Annotated in this window: 17 protein-coding genes and 2 pseudogenes; 13 read left to right on the top strand and 6 right to left on the bottom strand. The window is 59.9% G+C overall.

The window, feature by feature from the left end:
* Positions 1–110 precede the first annotated feature (110 nt).
* Positions 111–995, top strand: coding sequence for a LysR family transcriptional regulator (locus QMK58_RS19015; protein ID WP_053164213.1), 885 nt, complete (start codon positions 111–113; stop codon positions 993–995).
* 10 nt (positions 996–1005) lie between these two features.
* Here the strand turns inward: QMK58_RS19015 and QMK58_RS19020 are convergent, their stop codons facing one another.
* The 3 genes and pseudogenes from QMK58_RS19020 to QMK58_RS19030 all read right to left on the bottom strand — a co-directional run bounded on the left by QMK58_RS19020 (position 1006) and on the right by QMK58_RS19030 (position 2296).
* Positions 1006–1437 carry a cupin domain-containing protein gene (locus QMK58_RS19020; protein WP_053164215.1) on the bottom strand — a complete coding sequence of 144 codons (432 nt, stop codon included), beginning with the start codon at positions 1435–1437 and terminating at the stop codon, positions 1006–1008.
* 336 nt (positions 1438–1773) lie between these two features.
* Positions 1774–1961 (bottom strand): annotated as a pseudogene (locus QMK58_RS19025) (hypothetical protein); the annotation flags it as partial.
* A 176-nt stretch (positions 1962–2137) separates the two neighbouring features.
* Complete coding sequence (locus QMK58_RS19030; protein ID WP_172681870.1) at positions 2138–2296, bottom strand: hypothetical protein; 159 nt, start codon at positions 2294–2296, stop codon at positions 2138–2140.
* Between the two features lie 556 nt (positions 2297–2852).
* Between QMK58_RS19030 and QMK58_RS19035 the strand changes: the two genes are divergently transcribed.
* Positions 2853–3170 carry a hypothetical protein gene (locus tag QMK58_RS19035; protein ID WP_413817387.1) on the top strand — a complete coding sequence of 106 codons (318 nt, stop codon included), beginning with the start codon at positions 2853–2855 and terminating at the stop codon, positions 3168–3170.
* Between the two features lie 643 nt (positions 3171–3813).
* Positions 3814–4096 (top strand): annotated as a pseudogene (locus QMK58_RS19040) (site-specific integrase); the annotation flags it as partial.
* On the opposite strand, the gene katG reads toward QMK58_RS19040, so the two are convergent.
* The 3 genes from katG to QMK58_RS19055 all read right to left on the bottom strand — a co-directional run bounded on the left by katG (position 4079) and on the right by QMK58_RS19055 (position 8987).
* The gene (gene katG / locus QMK58_RS19045) at positions 4079–6346 is read right to left on the bottom strand and encodes a catalase/peroxidase HPI (RefSeq protein WP_053164221.1); all 2268 of its coding nucleotides are present in this window, start codon (positions 6344–6346) and stop codon (positions 4079–4081) included. The pseudogene QMK58_RS19040 and the gene katG overlap by 18 nt on opposite strands.
* A 383-nt stretch (positions 6347–6729) precedes the next feature.
* Positions 6730–6927 (bottom strand): YbdD/YjiX family protein, encoded by a 198-nt coding sequence (locus QMK58_RS19050; RefSeq protein WP_053164223.1) that lies wholly within the window; start codon positions 6925–6927, stop codon positions 6730–6732.
* 2 nt (positions 6928–6929) lie between these two features.
* On the bottom strand, positions 6930–8987 hold the full coding sequence (locus QMK58_RS19055; protein ID WP_053164226.1) for a carbon starvation CstA family protein: 2058 nt from the start codon (positions 8985–8987) through the stop codon (positions 6930–6932).
* Between the two features lie 372 nt (positions 8988–9359).
* Between QMK58_RS19055 and QMK58_RS19060 the strand changes: the two genes are divergently transcribed.
* The 10 genes from QMK58_RS19060 (at position 9360) to QMK58_RS19105 (ending at position 18569) form a co-directional block, all read left to right on the top strand.
* Positions 9360–10730, top strand: a complete 1371-nt coding sequence (locus QMK58_RS19060) for a cache domain-containing protein (protein ID WP_053164228.1) — start codon at positions 9360–9362, stop codon at positions 10728–10730.
* 8 nt (positions 10731–10738) lie between these two features.
* Positions 10739–11371, top strand: coding sequence for a response regulator (locus tag QMK58_RS19065; protein WP_053164230.1), 633 nt, complete (start codon positions 10739–10741; stop codon positions 11369–11371).
* Between the two features lie 255 nt (positions 11372–11626).
* Complete coding sequence (locus QMK58_RS19070) at positions 11627–12217, top strand: amino acid synthesis family protein (protein ID WP_007978708.1); 591 nt, start codon at positions 11627–11629, stop codon at positions 12215–12217.
* A 44-nt stretch (positions 12218–12261) separates the two neighbouring features.
* Positions 12262–13095, top strand: coding sequence for an alpha/beta fold hydrolase (locus QMK58_RS19075; protein WP_053164232.1), 834 nt, complete (start codon positions 12262–12264; stop codon positions 13093–13095).
* Positions 13092–14573, top strand: coding sequence for an aldehyde dehydrogenase (locus tag QMK58_RS19080; RefSeq protein ID WP_053164234.1), 1482 nt, complete (start codon positions 13092–13094; stop codon positions 14571–14573). The genes QMK58_RS19075 and QMK58_RS19080 overlap by 4 nt, the downstream gene beginning before the upstream one ends.
* Before the next feature lie 12 nt (positions 14574–14585).
* Complete coding sequence (locus QMK58_RS19085; protein WP_053164236.1) at positions 14586–15071, top strand: flavin reductase family protein; 486 nt, start codon at positions 14586–14588, stop codon at positions 15069–15071.
* 137 nt (positions 15072–15208) lie between these two features.
* Entirely contained in the window at positions 15209–16660 is a 1452-nt protein-coding gene (locus QMK58_RS19090) for an NAD-dependent succinate-semialdehyde dehydrogenase (RefSeq protein WP_053164239.1), read from the top strand.
* 113 nt (positions 16661–16773) lie between these two features.
* A complete protein-coding gene (locus QMK58_RS19095; RefSeq protein ID WP_007991919.1) occupies positions 16774–17163 on the top strand; it encodes a carboxymuconolactone decarboxylase family protein in 390 nt (129 codons plus the stop codon).
* 87 nt (positions 17164–17250) lie between these two features.
* Positions 17251–18003, top strand: a complete 753-nt coding sequence (locus tag QMK58_RS19100) for a GntR family transcriptional regulator (RefSeq protein ID WP_053164241.1) — start codon at positions 17251–17253, stop codon at positions 18001–18003.
* A gap of 2 nt (positions 18004–18005) precedes the next feature.
* Positions 18006–18569, top strand: a complete 564-nt coding sequence (locus QMK58_RS19105; protein ID WP_053164243.1) for an NUDIX hydrolase — start codon at positions 18006–18008, stop codon at positions 18567–18569.
* The last annotated feature ends 127 nt before the right edge of the window (positions 18570–18696 follow it).

Genomic DNA, 18696 nt, shown 5'->3' on the forward strand with positions numbered 1-18696 from the left:
TCGCAATCAGGTTGTCCCAAGCCTAAGCTCGCAACTGACATGGCGGAAGACGCATCGTTTGCACTTGATACATGCATCAGACGCCACATGAACAATGTGAGACCCATTGAATGCCGGATCTGAATCTGCTGATCACCCTGAATGTATTGCTGGAGGAACGCAGCGTGGCTCGCGCCGCAATACGTCTGCACCTCAGCCCATCGGCCATGAGCCGGGCCTTGGCACGCTTGCGCGAAACCCTGGGCGACCCACTGCTGGTCAGGGCTGGTCGCGGCCTGGTGCCCACGCCCAGGGCGCTGGCGTTGCGTGAACGAGTCAGCGCACTGGTGCACGACGCCGAGGCCGTGCTGCGACCGGACGAAGCACTCGACCTCCGGCAACTGGTCCGCACCTTCACCCTGCGCACCAGCGACGGCTTCGTGGAAAACTTCGGGCCGTCACTTATCGCCCGGGTAAACGAAGAAGCCCCCGGTGTCCGCCTGAATTTTGTGCAGAAGCTGAACAAGGACAGCACCCTGTTGCGCGACGGCTCCGTCGATCTGGAGACCGGCGTCATCGGGCAATCCACCAGCCCGGAAGTGCGCACCCGCCTGTTGTTTGGCGACCGCTTCATCGCTGCGGTGCGCAAGGGGCATTCATTGACCAGGGGCAGCATGACCGCCGAGCGCTATGCGGCAGCCAGGCACATTCTGGTTTCACGGCGCGGGCACGACAAAGGCGTCATGGATGAAGCGTTGAACCTGCTCGGACTGGAACGGGAAATCGTCACCATCGTCGGCGGTTTTTCTGCGGCGCTGGCACTGGCGCGGGCTTCGGACCTGGTCGCCACGGTGCCTGAACGCCACGTCGGCCACCTCTGTGAAGGGATGCATTGCTTCGACTTGCCGTTCGCCACACCGACCATCACCGTCTCGATGCTCTGGCATCCGCGCATGGATGCAGACCCCGCCCATCGCTGGTTGCGCGGTTGCGTGCGGGACATTTGCAGTCGGTAGCCGCGACGCGTTACTCCTTGAGAATCAACAGCGGCTCGCCCTTCTGCACCATGTACGTCGCCAGCTCCGACGCTTTGTCCGAACCGACATTCTTCGCCACATGCGCCACACCGGCAGGAATGAACAGCGAGTCGCCGGCCTTCAGCGTGACCGGCGCGCGCCCTTCCAGTTGATACTCGAAAGTACCGCTGATGACATAGGCGACTTCCACCCCCGGATGTGCGTGTTTGGGCGACACCACTCCCGAATCGAAATCCACGCGCACCTGAATGACTTCGGGATTGGATACGTCCAGATCCTGACGAATCAGGTCGGTGCGATGAAGGCCCTGCTGCCAGCTTTTGGCTGGCGTCGCAGCTGCCGGTCTCAGCTCTTGTGCCTGAACGTAGCCGACCACGGAGGCGAGTACCGCCGCGCTGACCAGTAAAAGATTGCGTCGCATCGTCCTGCCCTCTCAAAGTAATGAAGTCTTACTTTGCTTGAGGAAAATAGCGGCGATGTGTCGGGATTGGGGCGTTTGTTATGCGCGTGTGTACACCCCAGGCATTGATACACGGGCATACAAACCGGCAAGGGGAATTGAAAAACCGCGACCGGGTATCAGACCCGGTCGCTCCCTTCCCTATTATTCAAAATCAATAAAAATCAGCTCGCTCTGGAAGCCGCCATCATGGAGCTTTCAAACTGGGTCGCGCTGCGCGGATCGGCTGATGTCGCCAAAAACGTGCGTGGCGCTCTGCAAGCCATCGACAAGAATGAAGAGCTCATCAAGATGACGCTCGCGGTGCTTTTTCTCGGCTGTCTTTTTCTCGCTGAGAAGTTCATCCACTTTGGCCTGGAGGCCGGATACATCTTCTTGCTGTGGCAGACTTCAATACCGAGGAAAAATTTGCCTTCCTTCTCGGTGTAAAGAGCGCGCACGGATTCATCGACACCCTCCAGGTTGTCCAATAGGTATTTCAGCATTGGTTGTCTCCCAGAGAAGATTTGCGACCCAGCCCGCAGATATGAAAAGGCCCCGTCATTGACGAGGCCGGTGTAAATCGTTGGCATAAAAAACCCCGGCAGGCTGCCAGGGCTTTATTCAAAGCATGTAGGCTCGTGCGAATGGGCGGGCCTTTTGGGTGTTAAATTTCTCTGTGTCAGTCGTCTTGATCTATCTGGTCAAGAAAATCAACGTCATCCTCTTCTTCATCAACAATTGCCTGAGCGTCTTCTTCAACCCATGACTCGTCATCATGGAATTCATGATCGAGCAGGTGGTCGTGCTCGGGCTCTGGAATATCTCGTTCTTCGCTCATGACTTACCGAAACAAAAATTGAAAGAACGGACACAACGCGCCCACGGAACAGCTTGGCGTTGTCTCCCCGACGTAGTGCAGACCTACCTGCGGGCATAGCCCCCCCCCCGAAACTGGTCTGTCTTTTTCATTTATTAGCGAAAATAGACCATTCGAATCGTTTCAACAACTTCAGGCCCATATGGTTTCTGTCCAAAAGCTTTAACACCCAAGTCGTCCAGCCCAACCCCAAATTTCCTGGCCGTCTCGAGGAGATCAGGATATTCGGCAACAAATGAGATAATTTCTTTGGACTCAGCATCCAAATATTTTGGCGGCTATTGCTTTCTGAACTCATTTAGTAGGACTTCAGCACCATCTGGCTTGCTTCGTATACGAAGTACGCGCTGGTGATAGATGAAGCGGTTATGGCTAGCCCGAAAGCCACTAAAAGTGCTCTGTTACTCATTCGGCTCTCCTGCCAATCGAAAAAAAGCGCGAACCCTACCTAACCATTCCCCTCAATGCCACCTCATCAGACAGATGGCATCCGGGAGATTCCCATGAGCACATTTCAGTGTTTGATATGACCTGCGATGTCGTCATGACCGAGGCCAGGAAAACCGGCAAAACTACACGATCTGATCCGAAGCGAAATGACCAAACCATCGAGCTCACCGTTGATGAGTGGATGCACAAGGTTGGTGTTCGCGCAGACCAGATCATGGCCGGCACAAAGGTGAAGCAACCCAGCCCGCTATTCGACGCTCCACAGTATGCCGAGCAGTTCATTGAGCTAGCACGCAAGTCGGGAAAATGCCGCGACATGAGGATCAGAACGATAGCCGTCTTGGTTGACGCCAAAGGCAAGCCAATCATCAACCCAAAGACTTAGGCGCCGAAGGTCGGGTTCGCAGAGTGGCCGCCAAAACAAGAAGTTCAAGTCGCCGCGTAACCAATCTCCACCGCCAGGGCATGCCCCGCCATAGGGCCCCATGAAGACCCACCGCATGCGGAGTGTGGATGCCTAAGCCAATGGCTGTCGAAAGCCAACGAGCCTACCTACCTCACCGGTACGGAGTGAATGCCATGGCAGCTCCGCTCTACATGCTCCGGCTCATCTACAAGGGACCACAAATTCCCGCGACCTTTAACATCTCGACCTGTACCCGCCCATCGGCCATGAGCTGCAGATACTCTCGCCAATTCTGAAAAGCTTGCTGCTGCCTGAGGGAAGCTGCCAGCCAAAGTGCGCCACCGAGGTGTTCTACCGGGATGGACATCATCTGCGCGATTGCAAGATCAAGTTCATTTGCGAGATCGCTCCCATTCGGCAAATCGAGGATTAGTGGTCGCATAAGAAACCTGTTTTTTTTGGGCTACTTCATCGACTTTTCGATTTGATGATCGTGCGCAAGCTCCGACGAACGGTTTAACCCAATTTACCTGTTTTCTGCCGCCACGCGCGGCATGGATCACATATAGGGTCAGATACGAGGGTAGCTCTCCTTCTGAACTGGAGAGCCCTGCAGCATGCCGGATACATCGACCGGCTCATCTGGATGCCGGCGATGAAGAAGTCGGAGTCAGGTGGCGGCGACCCTATCAGAGTCGCCACACCTATGCCTCAACGATGCTGTCTGCTGGTGAGAATCCAATGTGGGTGGCCAAGCAACCTGGCCATCAAGACTGAACCATGATCGCCGAGTTTATGGTCGCTCGATGCCCTCCGCTGATGTAGGAGCCGGAGGGCGAGCCGAGGCACTTTTCGCCGGTAATGCCAGCGTTATGACTACATCTCCTCTAGACGACGTGGTTTAAGTCGAAGCGATCCAGGTTCATCACCTTGGTCCACGCAGCGACGAAGTCCTTGACGAACTTGTCCTTCGCATCGGCACTGGCATACACCTCGGCCAGTGCGCGCAACTGTGCGTTGGAGCCAAACACCAGGTCGACCCGGGTACCCGTCCACTTCACTGCACCGCTGTTGCGATCACGTCCTTCAAACTCCTGTGCGGCGTCCGATACCGGCTTCCACTCCACGCCCATGTCGAGCAGGTTGGTGAAGAAGTCGTTGGTCAGCGCTTCCGGACGCGAGGTGAACACACCGTGTTTGCTCTGGCCGACATTGGTGTTCAACACGCGCAGGCCGCCCAGCAACACCGTCATTTCCGGCGCCGTCAGTGTCAGCAGTTGTGCCTTGTCGATCAACAAGGATTCGGCGGACACGCGGTATTGTTGCTTGAGGTAGTTACGGAAACCGTCGGCAATCGGTTCAAGGAAGCCGAAAGAGTCGACATCCGTCTGCTCCTGAGTGGCGTCCATGCGACCCGGTGTGAATGGCACCGTTACGCTGTGGCCGGCATTCTTCGCCGCTTGCTCCACACCCACGCTGCCGGCGAGTACGATCAGGTCGGCCAGGGAGATTTTCTTGCCGCCATTGTTGAACTCGCCCTGGATGCCTTCGAGTTTCGCCAACACATTCGCCAGTTGCTCCGGCTGGTTGGCCTGCCAGGATTTCTGCGGGGCCAGGCGCAGGCGGCCGCCGTTGGCACCGCCGCGTTTATCCGAACCACGGAACGTCGAGGCGGCTGCCCAGGCCGTCGACACCAGTTGCGAAACCGACAGGCCCGAGGCAGCAATTTTGCCCTTGAGTGCGGCAACATCGCTGTCACCGATCAGTGGGTGATCGACGTCAGGAATCGGGTCTTGCCACAGCAGTTCTTCGGCGGGCATTTCCGGGCCGAGGTAGCGCGAGAGTGGGCCCATGTCGCGGTGGATGAGTTTGTACCAGGCGCGGGCAAACGCGTCGGCGAGCTGATCGGGGTTGGCCAGGAAGCGCCGCGAGATCGGTTCATAGATCGGGTCGAAGCGCAGGGCCAGGTCCGAAGTCAGCATGGTCGGATCGCGACGTTTTGACGAATCGAACGGGTCGGGAATGATGCCTGCGCCAGCGCCGTTTTTCGGTTTCCACTGGTGAGCACCCGCTGGGCTTTTGGTCAGTTCCCAGTCGAAGCCGAAGAGGTTTTCCAGGTAGTTGTTGCTCCACTTCGTTGGCGTCGTGGTCCAGGTCACTTCGAGGCCGCTGGTGATGGTGTCCGGCCCCTTACCGGTGCCGAACGTGCTCTTCCAGCCCAGGCCTTGCAGCTCAAGACCGGCCGCTTCGGGCTCAGGCCCCACGTGGTCGGCCGGACCGGCACCGTGGGTCTTGCCAAAAGCGTGGCCACCGGCGATCAGTGCGACGGTTTCTTCGTCGTTCATTGCCATGCGGCCGAAGGTTTCACGAATGTCCTTGGCCGATGCGACCGGGTCAGGCTCACCTTCCGGGCCTTCGGGGTTCACGTAGATCAGGCCCATCTGCACAGCGGCGAGGGGGTTTTCCAGATTACGGCCATCTTCCACCCGACTGTCTTCGTTTCTGCCCGGCTCGGCAACCAGTGGAACATCGCCAGGTGGTTGCACGGGCTTGCTGTCATCCTTGCCGTAACGGCTGTCGCCGCCCAGCCATTTGTTTTCCGAGCCCCAGTAAACGTCTTCGTCCGGCTCCCACACGTCGGGACGGCCGCCGGAAAATCCGAAGGTCTTGAAGCCCATGGATTCCAGCGCCACGTTACCGGTGAGGACGATCAGGTCCGCCCAGGAAATCTTGTTGCCGTACTTCTGCTTGATTGGCCAGAGAAGCCGGCGCGCCTTGTCGAGGCTGACGTTATCCGGCCAGCTGTTGAGCGGTGCGAAGCGTTGCTGGCCGGAACCGGCACCGCCGCGCCCGTCACCGGTGCGATAGGTGCCTGCGCTGTGCCAGGCCATACGAATAAAGAAGGGTCCGTAATGGCCGAAGTCGGCGGGCCACCACTCCTGGGAGTCGGTCATCAAAGCGTTCAGGTCATTTTTCAGCGCCTGAAAGTCCAGGCTTTTGAAAGCTGCGGCGTAGTTGAAGTCGCCCCCCAACGGGTCAGACTTGGGCGAATGCTGGCTCAAGATCTTCAAATTCAGTTGGTTCGGCCACCAGTCGCGGTTCGTCGTGCCACCGCCAGCGGCGTGATTGAACGGGCATTTCGATTCAGTTGACATGGCATCTCCTCTTTATTTTGTTTTCAGCTAACCACCCTTGAGCGTGGATCCGGATGACCGATTAATGAAATAGCTTTTGGACATGGGATCCATAGCCTTAAGGCTATGACTGCCTCGTGATCAGGCGCTCTAGAACAACCATTAAAGTACCGGTCTGGGAAACTGTCGTTACAACAGGCACAGATAGCTGATAAACAGCGTAAAACGACGGGATCGAGCGCCGACTGGTCGTGTCCAGACCGGTATTGGCATGAATGCTCGCCACAATGCATGAGATCGGTCGGTGTGATGGCGACCGTGCTGTACCGGCGGGGCCGGATGCCCTGGACTGTTGACCATGCGGCATAAAAAAACCGGCCTTTGGGGCCGGTTTTTTCATTCATTCAACAACACTTCGGTCCGGCCTTGCTGCCGTACCGTGCTTCCTGGCGTTCGCGGAAGAACGCCTCGTAGTCCATCAGCGGTTTGTCCGGGTGCCGGGTCTGCATATGCTCGACGTAGTTGTCGTAGTCGGGCATGCCGACCATCAGGCGCGCAGCCTGACCGAGGTATTTACCGAGGCGACTCAGGTCATTGAACATGATCAGGCATCCGGCAGCGCTTGGAATGGCGCTTCTTTATCCGTACGTTCCTGGGTGCCCCAGGCAGCGATGCCGACCTTGAGCGCGAAGAACAGGATGCTGAACACCACGAACAGGAACAATGCCGTCAGCGTTGCGTTGGTGTAGGCGTTGAAGATCACGTGCTGCATCTGGTCGATGCTCTTGGCCGGAGCCAGCACCTGACCATTAGCCAGGGCATCGCTGTATTTTTTCGCCAGCGCCAGGAAGCCAATCGCCGGGTTGGCGTCGAACAGCTTGATAAAGCCTGCGGTGGTGGTGCAGATCAACAGCCATACAGCCGGCAGCAAGGTCACCCAGACATAACGCTGGCGCTTCATCTTGATCAGTACCACGGTGCCGAGCATCAATGCGATACCGGCCAGCATCTGGTTGGAGATGCCGAACAACGGCCACAAGGTGTTGATGCCACCCAGTGGATCGATCACGCCCTGGTACAGCAGATAACCCCACATGGCCACGCAACCGGCGGTGGCAATCAGGTTGGCGGTCCAGGATTCGGTGCGTTTCAACGCTGGCACGAAAGAGCCGAGCAAATCCTGGAGCATGAAGCGCCCGGCTCGGGTGCCAGCGTCGACTGCCGTCAGGATGAACAGCGCTTCGAACAGGATCGCGAAGTGGTACCAGAACGCCATGGTGTTCTCGCCCGGCAACAGCTGGTGCAGGATCTGCGCGATACCGACCGCCAGGGTCGGCGCACCGCCGGCACGGGCCAGAATCGTGGTTTCACCGATGTCGTGGGCCACCGCTTGCAGCGCTTGCGGGGTAATTGCAAAGCCCCAGCTACTAACGGTTTGTGCAACGGCCACCGCATCGGCGCCCACCACGGCCGCCGGGCTGTTCATGGCGAAATACACGCCCGGATCAATCACCGAAGCCGCGACCATGGCCATGATCGCCACGAAGGACTCCATCAGCATGCCGCCGTAGCCGATGTAACGGGCATGCCCCTCATTGGCGAGCAACTTCGGCGTGGTGCCGGAAGCGATCAGCGCATGGAAACCCGACACCGCGCCACAGGCGATGGTGATGAACAGGAACGGGAACAGACCGCCCTTCCATACCGGACCGGTACCATCGATGAACTGGGTCAGCGCCGGCATTTTCAGCTCGGGCATGGTCACCAGGATGCCGATGGCCAATGCGACGATGGTGCCGATCTTGAGGAAGGTCGACAGGTAGTCGCGCGGGGCCAGGATCAGCCACACCGGCAACACTGCGGCGACGAAACCGTAGCCAATCAGCATCCAGGTAATTTGAAGACCGGTAAAGGTAAAGGCCTTGGCCCAGACCGGATCAGCGGCAATCTGCCCGCCGAGCCAGATCGAACCGAGCAGCAACAGCACGCCGATCACCGAGATTTCGCCGATGCGACCCGGGCGGATGTAGCGCATGTAGATGCCCATGAACATCGCGATCGGGATGGTCGCCATCACCGTGAAAATACCCCACGGGCTCTCGGCCAGGGCTTTGACCACGATCAGCGCCAGCACCGCGAGGATGATGATCATGATCAGGAAGCAGCCGAACAGCGCGATGGTGCCGGGAATCCGGCCCATTTCTTCGCGGACCATATCGCCCAGGGAACGACCGTTGCGGCGGGTGGACATGAACAGGACCATGAAGTCCTGAACGGCACCGGCCAGCACCACGCCGGCGATCAGCCACAGCGTGCCGGGCAGATAGCCCATCTGCGCCGCCAGGACCGGGCCGACCAGTGGACCTGCACCGGCGATGGCCGCGAAGTGGTGACCGAAGAGCACGTGTTTGTTGGTCGGAACATAGTCCAGACCATCATTGTTGAGCACAGCCGGAGTGGCCCGAGCTGGATCGAGCTGCATCACTTTGTTGGCGATGAACAGGCTGTAATAGCGGTAGGCAACCAGATAGATAGCGACAGCTGCGACGACGATCCACAAGGCGTTGATCGCTTCGCCGCGGCGCAGGGCCACGACACTCAGCGCAATCGCTCCCAGGACAGCCACGGCAAACCAGGCAAGGTGTTTAGCCAGACGGGGCATAGCGTGTCTCCTGCCACAGCCAGTGAACTGCGGCGGTAATTTTTATAATTGTGTCCGCGGTGCGGAGCTGGCCCAATATCTGCGCATGGCGTCCACAAATAAATCCGCGTTACTACGTACGTGGTGTCTACGTAGTACTACGTAGGCGCCGCAGTATTCGAGGGTGTACACACACTCACATCCGCCACAAATCAACTGTGGGTTGACCGTCGGATCAGGGGCCATCCTCGATCAAATGTAGGAGCGAGCCTGCTCGCGATGGTATTTCAGGCGCTGAGCCGCGTCGGCCGTACCTTTTTCGCGAGCAGGCTCGCTCCTACAGGGCGCCTCTTTGGCATATCATCCCGAACCTTCGCGCGGGCAGGAGTCAACATGCAGCTCAAACACAAGATCGTCGCCCTCGGGATTCTGCCGCTGGTGCTGGCCATTGCTGTCATCTGCGCGCTGGTGATTTCCCTCAACCGCCAATTGGGCGATCAACAGGCGCAACTGATCGAAGACAGCATTCTGGCGAGCAAGCGTGCAGAGCTGAAAAACTACGTGGAGATGGCCCAGAGCCTGATCGCGCCCCTGTACGACGATGGCCACGGTGACGCCCACGCCCAGCAACAAGTGCTGGAAGAACTGCGCAAGCTCAGTTTCGGCGTCAACGGCTACTTCTTCGTCTACGACCACCAAGGCCGCAGTCTGATGCATGCGCGCCAGTCGGAACTGGTGGGCCAATACCTGTGGGACATGAAAGACCCCCACGGCCTGCCGGTGATTCAGGCGCTGCTCCAAAGCGCGCAATCGGGCCAGGGTTTTCAACGCTACGCCTGGAACAAACCTTCCTCCGGCCAGGTGACCGACAAGCTCGCCTATGTGGTGATGCTCGATCGCTGGGGCTGGATGCTCGGCACCGGCATCTACCTGGAAGACGTCGAGCGCGCCACCCAGCAGGCTCGTGTCGAAGTGGCCATGGGCATCCGCAAGACCATGATGGCGATTGCCGTGGTCGCGCTGGTCGCGGTGCTGTTCGTGTTCGCCACCGGCATGACCCTCAACGTCAGTGAACACCGTCTGGCGGACAAGAAACTGCAGCGCCTGACCCAGCGTATTGTCAGCTTGCAGGAGGAAGAGCGATCCCGGGTGTCCCGTGAGCTGCACGATGGCATCAGCCAGGTGTTGGTTTCGATCAAGTTTCAGTTCGAACTGGCCAGCCATCTGCTTGAAAACGGACAGACAAACGACAAGGGTTTGAACACTTTAAGGGATGCCACCGATCGCCTGGGCGATGCCATCGGCGAAGTCCGCAGTCTTTCCCATGACCTGCGCTCATCCCTGCTGGACACCCTCGGCCTGCCAGCGGCCATTGGTCAATTGGCCGCCGAATTCGAGCAGCGCAGCGGGCTGACCGTGACCTATGACGAAAATGAATTCGACTGCCAACTGGTCGACGGCGCCGCGGTTTCGCTGTTCCGCATCGTCCAGGAAGGCCTGACCAACATCGAACGCCATGCGCAGGCGCAGAACGTGTCCATTACACTGCGCGGCTGCGACGAATCAGTGCGGCTGACAGTGGTCGATGACGGCATCGGTTTCAACGTTGCCCAGGTCGAACGTCGTCAGGCTGGCATTGGCTTGCGTAACATCCGCGAACGCGTCGAACATTTTGGCGGGCGCTTCGATCTGATCTCGATGCCGGGCAGAAGTGAGCTGGACGTACGACTGCCGATGAAACCTGGCACAAAACTACAAGAGTGAAACCTTGCATGAACCTGCCCTCCCCGATCCGCGTCGCTCTGGTCGACGATCACTCCCTGGTCCGCGACGGCATCAAAGCGTTGCTGGCCGTGATGTCGCCCCTGGAAATGGTCGGCGAAGCGGAGAACGGCGCGCAGGCCATCGAGATGGTCGGACGCTGCCAGCCGGACCTGCTACTGGTCGACATCAGCCTGCCGGACATGAACGGCCTGGAGTTGACTCGCGTGCTGCGTAGCCAGTACCCCTCACTCAAGGTGTTGGTGCTGAGCATGTACGACAATTATGAATACGTCAGTGAATCGGTGCGCTCCGGCGCCAGCGGCTACGTGCTGAAGAACGCCCCGTCACGGGAAATCATCGCCGCCATCGAAGCCATCAGCAGTGGCGGCACCTTCTACAGCGCCGAGATCGCCCAGCGGCTGATCGCGGACCGGAACACCGACAACGAACTGACCCCGAGGGAAAGCCAGGTCTTGTCGAAGATGGCCCAAGGGCTGAACAACAAGGAAATGGCGCGCGAACTGGACATCAGCGTGCGCACGGTGGAGACGCATCGCTTGAGCATCCGGCGCAAGCTCAACATCGACAAGCCCGCGGCACTGGTCAAGTACGCCATCGATCATGGGCTTATCTCCCGCTAACGCCCCCTCATTCGTTCCACACAACTGTGAGAACGGGCTTGCCCGCGATAGCGTCCGTTGAGCCGCCATTGAAGTTGACTGACACACTGCGATCGCGGGCAAGCCCGCTCCTACAGGGTCGGTGTGTGCGCAAAGAATCTGTTTTTCTCCCCTCATTGCGACCACCCGACCAGAAACTCCGTTCAGGGACTTGCGTCATCGGTATTATGGTATACCATCAGACGCACAGACACCCAAACCTCTACGGAGCAGCTCATGAGTTTCGAAATCCGCAAGATCGTCAGCTATGTCGAAGAAACCTTTATTGAAGGCGGCAAAGCCACCGATAAGCCCGTGACCATGGTCGGTCTGGCCGTGGTGATGAAAAACCCGTGGCTGGGCAACGGTTTCGTCGAAGACCTCAAGCCACAGATCCGCGCCAACTGCTCCGACCTCGGCGCCCTGATGGTCGAGCGTCTGGTGGGCATCATCGGCGGTGCCGAGAAAATCGAGGCGTACGGCAAGGCTGCGGTGGTCGGCGCCGATGGCGAAATCGAACACGCTTCGGCGGTGATCCACACCCTGCGCTTCGGTAATCACTACCGCGAAGCGGTCAAGGCCAAGAGCTACCTGAGCTTCACCAACAAGCGCGGCGGCCCCGGCACTTCGATCCAGATCCCGATGATGCACAAGGACGACGAAGGCCTGCGTTCGCACTACATCACCCTGGAAATGCAGATCGAAGACGCCCCGCGTGCCGACGAAATCGTCGTGGTCCTGGGTTGCGCCGACGGCGGCCGCCTGCACCCGCGCATCGGTAACCGCTACATCGACCTGGAAGAACTGGCCGCCGAAAAAGCCCAGTAACCGGCCAGCAGAACGACAACAAGAAGGCATTGCAGGAGCGCTCCATGATTCGGCTCACCGCTGAACTCACCCCGGCTGGCACCAGTTACCTGGCGACCGGCCAAGGCCAGCCCGTGGTCTTGATCCACGGCGTGGGCCTGAACAAAGAAATGTGGGGTGGCCAGATCGTTGGCCTGGCCACGCAGTACCGCGTCATCGCCTACGACATGCTCGGACATGGCGCCAGCCCGCGCCCTTCGATCGGTACGCCGCTGCTCGGCTATGCCGACCAGTTGCTGGAGCTGCTCGACCACCTGCAATTGCCCAAGGCTACGGTGATCGGTTTTTCCATGGGCGGGCTGGTGGCGCGGGCCTTTGCCCTGCACTACCCGCGACGCCTGGAAGGTCTGGTGGTGCTCAACAGCGTGTTCAACCGCAGCGCCGAACAGCGCGCCGGGGTCATCGCCCGCACCAGCCAGGCTGCCGAACACGGGCCGGACGCTAATGCCGAAGCGGCGCTGTCGCGCTGGTTCAGCCGTGAATACCAGGCCGCGAACCCGGCGCAGATCGCCGCGATTCGCCAGACCCTGGCCGGCAATGACCCGCAAGGTTACCTGACGACCTATGAATTGTTCGCCACCCAAGACATGTATCGCGCCGACGACCTGGCCAGCATCCAGGTGCCGACGCTGATCGCCACCGGCGAACTGGACCCCGGCTCGACCCCGGAAATGGCCAGACAATTGGCCGAACGCATTCCCGGCGCAACCGTCGCCGTGCTCGCCGAGCAACGGCATATGATGCCCGTAGAGTCTCCGCGCCTGGTCAACCAGCTGTTGCTGGAGTTTCTGCAGACCGCGCATTCCCAGCAAAACCAGATCAAGGGGATCGTTGCATGACACTCGCACGCTTCCAGATGTGCATCGGCGGTGAATGGGTCGATGCCCTCTCCGGCAAGACCTTCGAAAGCCTCAACCCGGCGCTGGCCGAGCCTTGGGCTGAACTGCCCGATGCCGACGAAGCCGATGTCGAGCGCGCCGTGCACGCCGCGCAAAGCGCTTTCGACAGCCCGGCATGGCGCGGTTTGACCGCCACCGCTCGCGGCAAATTGCTGCGACGCCTGGGCGACCTGATCGCCGAGAACAAGGAACAACTGGCGCAGCTGGAAAGCCGCGACAACGGCAAGCTGATCCGCGAAACCCGTGGCCAGGTTGGCTATCTGCCGGAGTTTTTCCACTACACCGCAGGCCTCGCGGACAAGCTCGAAGGCGGCACCCTGCCGCTGGACAAGCCGGACCTGTTTGCCTACACCGTGCACGAAGCCATGGGCGTGGTTGCCGCGATCATTCCGTGGAACAGCCCGCTTTATCTGACTGCAATCAAGCTGGCGCCGGCCCTCGCGGCAGGCAACACCATCGTGATCAAGCCGTCGGAACACGCCTCGGCAACGATTCTTGAACTGGCGCGTCTGGCGCTGGAAGCGGGCATTCCACCCGGTGTGGTCAACGTCGTCACCGGTTACGGCCCGAGCACCGGCGCCGCCCTCACCCGCCATCCGCTGATCCGCAAGATCGCCTTCACCGGCGGCGCGGCCACGGCACGGCATGTGGTGCGCAGCAGCGCGGAGAACTTCGCCAAACTGTCGCTGGAACTGGGGGGGAAATCGCCGAACATCATTTTCGCCGACGCCGACCTCGACAGCGCAATCAACGGCGCCATCGCCGGGATCTACGCCGCCTCCGGACAGAGCTGTGTCTCCGGTTCGCGCCTGCTGGTGCAGGATGAAATCTACGATGAGTTCGTTGGCCGTCTGGTGGAACGCGCCCAGCGCATCCGTATCGGCAACCCCCTGGACGACAACAGCGAAATGGGACCGATGGCCACCGCGCAGCAATTGGCCGTGGTCGAAGGCCTGGTCGCCGATGCCATCGCCGAAGGTGCGCGTCTGCGCCTGGGCGGCAAACGTCCGACCAATCTGGGTGAGGGCTGGTTCTACGAACCGACACTGTTCGAGTGCGACCGCAACTCGATGAAAATCATGCAGGAAGAAGTCTTTGGCCCGGTGGCCTCGGTCATCCGGTTCAAGGACGAAGCCGAAGCGCTGGCGATTGCCAACGACTCGCAGTTCGGACTCGCCGCCGGCATCTGGACCCGCGACCTGGGCCGCGCCCATCGCCTGGCCCGGGACGTGCGCTCAGGGATCATCTGGGTCAACACTTATCGCGCCGTGTCGGCCATGGCGCCGATTGGCGGCTTCAAGAACAGTGGCTATGGACGCGAAAGCGGCATCGATTCGGTGCTGGCCTACACCGAGGTGAAAACGGTATGGATCAATCTCTCCCAGGCACCGATGCCTGATCCGTTTGTGATGCGCTAGGAGTCCTGGAAAATGATCGAACCCGGCATTTACAAAGACGTCATGAGCTCGTTCCCGTCCGGGGTCACGGTGGTCACCACCCTCGACCCGGACGGCGGCATCGTCGGCATCACCGCCAGCGCGTTCAGTGCGCTGTCGATCGACCCGGCACTGGTGCTGTTCTGCCCCAACTACGGCTCCGACACCTACCCGGTGCTGCGCGACAGCAAGCAGTTCGCGATTCATTTGCTGTCCGCCGAGCAGACCGCCGAAGCCTATGCCTTCGCCGGTAAAGGCAAGGACAAGGCCAAAGGCATCGAATGGCATTTGAGCGATCTGGGTAACCCGATCCTGGCCAAAGCCACGGCGATCATCGAGTGCGAACTGTGGCGCGAATACGACGGCGGCGATCACGCGATCATCGTCGGCGCGGTGAGAAACCTGATCCTGCCCGCGCAACCGGTGACGCCGATGATCTATCACAAAGGCAAGCTGGGCCCGCTGCCCACCCTGGCCTGACACAGCCCCCTGTAGGAGCGAGCCTGCTCGCGATGGTCGTGAACGATAACGCGTGCTGTCTGACAGCCCTTGGCGTTCTCGGGTTTTTCGCGAGCAGGCTCGCTCCTACAGGTAACCCATTATTCTCAGGAGCCGGCATGAGCCCAGCAGCCTCGTTACTGTTCCGCCAACAGGCCTACATCAATGGCCAATGGCTGGACGCGCCGGATGGCGCCTGTCAGGACATTTTCAACCCGGCCACCGGTGAACTCATCGGCCGGGTGCCGAACCTCGGCGCCGAGCATGCGTGCCTGGCCATCGAGGCCGCCAACAAAGCCTGGCCGGCCTGGCGTGCACTGACCGCCAAGGAGCGCAGCAATACGCTCAAGCGCTGGCACGCCTTGATGCTGGAAAACGCCGACACCCTGGCTGAAATCCTCACCCTTGAACAAGGCAAGCCACTGGCCGAAGCCAAGGGCGAAATCCTCTACGCCGCAAGCTTCATCGAGTGGTTCGCCGAAGAGGCCAAGCGCATCTACGGCGACACCATTCCCAGCCACAAGGGCGATGCGCGCATTGTGGTCAGCAAGGAGCCGATTGGCGTCGTCGCGGCCATCACGCCGTGGAACTTCCCGGCGGCGATGATCACCCGCAAGGCAGGCCCGGCGCTGGCGGCCGGTTGCCCGTGCATCGTCAAACCGGCGCCGGAAACGCCGTTCTCCGCGCTGGCGATGGCCGCATTGGCGGAACAGGCCGGGATTCCCGCCGGCATTTTCAACGTGATCACCGGTGATGCCGTTGCCATCGGTGGTGAGCTGACCTCAAGCCCACTCGTGCGCAAACTGTCGTTCACCGGCTCCACCGGGATCGGCAAATTGCTGATGGCCCAGTGCGCGCCGACGTTGAAAAAAGTCTCGCTGGAACTGGGCGGCAATGCGCCGTTCATTGTCTTTGACGACGCCGATCTGGAGCGCGCCGTTGACGGTGCCCTGATCGCCAAATTCCGCAACGCCGGGCAGACCTGCGTCTGTGTCAATCGCTTCCTGGTGCAGGACGGCATCCACGACGCCTTTGTTATGCGTTTAGCCGAACGGGTTTCGCAACTCAAGGTCGGCAGCGGTTTCGATGATGGCGTCACTCAAGGGCCACTGATCAATGAACGTGCCGTGGCCAAGGTCGAAGACCACGTGCAAGACGCGCTGGAGCACGGTGCACAACTGCTGTGCGGTGGCGAACGTCATGCGTTGGGCAATGGTTTCTTTCAGCCGACCGTACTGATCGACGTCACCACGCAAATGAAGGTCGCCCGGGATGAAACCTTTGGTCCGCTGGCCGCCGTTTTCCGCTTCGATACCGAGGCCCAGGCCGTCGAGATGGCCAACGACACCGAATTCGGCCTCGCAGCCTACTGCTACACCCGCGACCTTGGCCGTGCCTGGCGCATGAGCGAAGCACTGGAATACGGCATGGTCGGGATCAACGAAGGGCTGATTTCCACCGAAGTCGCGCCGTTTGGCGGCATCAAGTCCTCGGGGCTGGGCCGTGAAGGGTCGAAGTACGGCATCGAGGATTACCTGGAACTCAAATACACCTTGATGGGTGGCCTCTGAAACGCGGGTTCAACCTGTAGGAGCCGGCTTGCTGGCGAAGGCGTCTTCGAGTACGCCATCGTCAGCAAGCCGGGCTCCTACGAGATCCAAATCCCCCACGGGAGAGCATCGGAATGAACAACGAGAAATACGAAAAAGGCCTGAAGATCCGCACCCAGGTGCTGGGCGAGGCCTACGTCAACCGTTCCATCGAAAACGCCGACGACTTCACCCGGCCGTTGCAGGAAATGGTCACCGAGTACTGTTGGGGCCACGTCTGGGGTCGCGAAGGCTTGTCGCTCAAGGAGCGCAGCATGATCAACCTGGCGATGATCTCGGCCCTCAACCGGCCCCATGAACTCAAACTGCATGTGCGCGGCGCCTTGCGTAACGGCCTGAGTCGTGAGCAAATACGCGAAATTCTGCTTCAGGTCGGCATATATTGCGGTGTCCCCGCTGCCGTCGACAGTTTCCGGCTCGCCCGAGAAGCCTTCGCCGAAGCCGATGCCGAGGCCTCCAGTTAACCCTTGGCTGTTTGATCGACCGGGCACCCAGATTCCCGTAATCGACGTGCTCTTTTTGCATGGACAGCCACAATCAGAGCGGACCCCATGAAACGCCTGCCACTCGACGACAGCTTCAAGGTCAATCGCAACCCCGTTACCCTGCGCGAAATCGTGCTGGATAAACTGCGAAGCGCCATCATGAACTTCCAGCTTCTGCCGGGAGACCGTCTGGTCGAACGCGATCTGTGCGATCGCCTGGGCGTCAGCCGTACTTCCGTGCGCGAAGCCTTGCGTCACCTCGAATCCGAAGGCCTGGTGGAATTCGCCGACGCCAAGGGCCCGCGTGTCGCGATCATCACCCTGGCCGATGCCGTGGACATCTACGAGCTGCGCTGCGTGCTCGAAGGGCTGATCGTGCAACTGTTCACCCTGCGCGCCAAGGCCAAAGACATCAAGGCCCTGGAAAAAGCCCTGGAAGAAAACCGCAAGGCGTTGAAAGACGGCGAACTGCAGCAGGTTATCGACTCGGTTCAGGGTTTCTACGATGTGCTGCTCGAAGGCTCGGGCAACCATGTCGCGGCCACTCAGTTGCGTCAGTTGCAGGCACGCATCAGCTACCTGCGCGCGACGTCGGTATCCCAGGAAAATCGGCGCGGTGCCAGCAATCAGGAGATGGAACGCATGGTCGAGGCGATCAAGGGTGGCGATCCGCTGGTTGCCCACCAGGCTTGCGTCGACCACGTGCGTGCGGCCGCCGCCGTGGCCCTGGATTACCTCAAGCGCAAGCAGGAAGAAACCGGTGCCACGCCGCCGATCACCCTGCCCATCGCGCTGAAAGAACCGCGCATAGGTCGCTGAAAATGTTCAGCCCGAGCTTTTGCCCCAAGTGTGGCAGCGCTGATCTCGGTCAGCAGTTGCCGCCGGGCGATACGCACGAGCGCCTGATGTGTCGCGGTTGTGGCTACATCCATTACATCAATCCAAAGATCATTGCCGGCTGCATCATCGAGCAGGATGGCAAATACCTCTTGTGCCAGCGAGCGATCCCGCCGCGTCCCGGCACCTGGACGCTGCCGGCAGGCTTCATGGAAAGCGGCGAGACCACCGAGCAGGCGGCCTTGCGCGAGGTCTGGGAAGAAAGCGGCGTGCGGGCGGAAATCGTCTCGCCGTATTCTATTTTCAGCGTGCCGAAGATCAGCGAGGTGTACATCATCTTCCGCGCCATCGCGCTGGAGATCACCGGCCAGTACGGCCCGGAAACCCTCGACTACAAGTTTTTCGCGCCTGAGGATATCCCTTGGGAGAGCATCTACTACCCGGCGATCCGGCAGATTCTCGAGCGTTATATCGAGGAGCGGCAGGCTGGGGTGTATGGCATTTACATGGGTAATGATGACAGCGGGAAGATTCACTTTATTCGCTGATCTGTTTTCTGTTGTTCGAATTTTGGTAACCGACTCCCCTGTAGGAGCGAGCCTGCTCGCGAAGATTTGTCGTTCGACGCTGGCTTTCGGGTGTACACATCCATTCCTGCGGTAACGGCCGCTTATG

The organism is Pseudomonas sp. P8_241, assembly GCF_034008315.1.
Lineage (GTDB): Bacteria > Pseudomonadota > Gammaproteobacteria > Pseudomonadales > Pseudomonadaceae > Aquipseudomonas.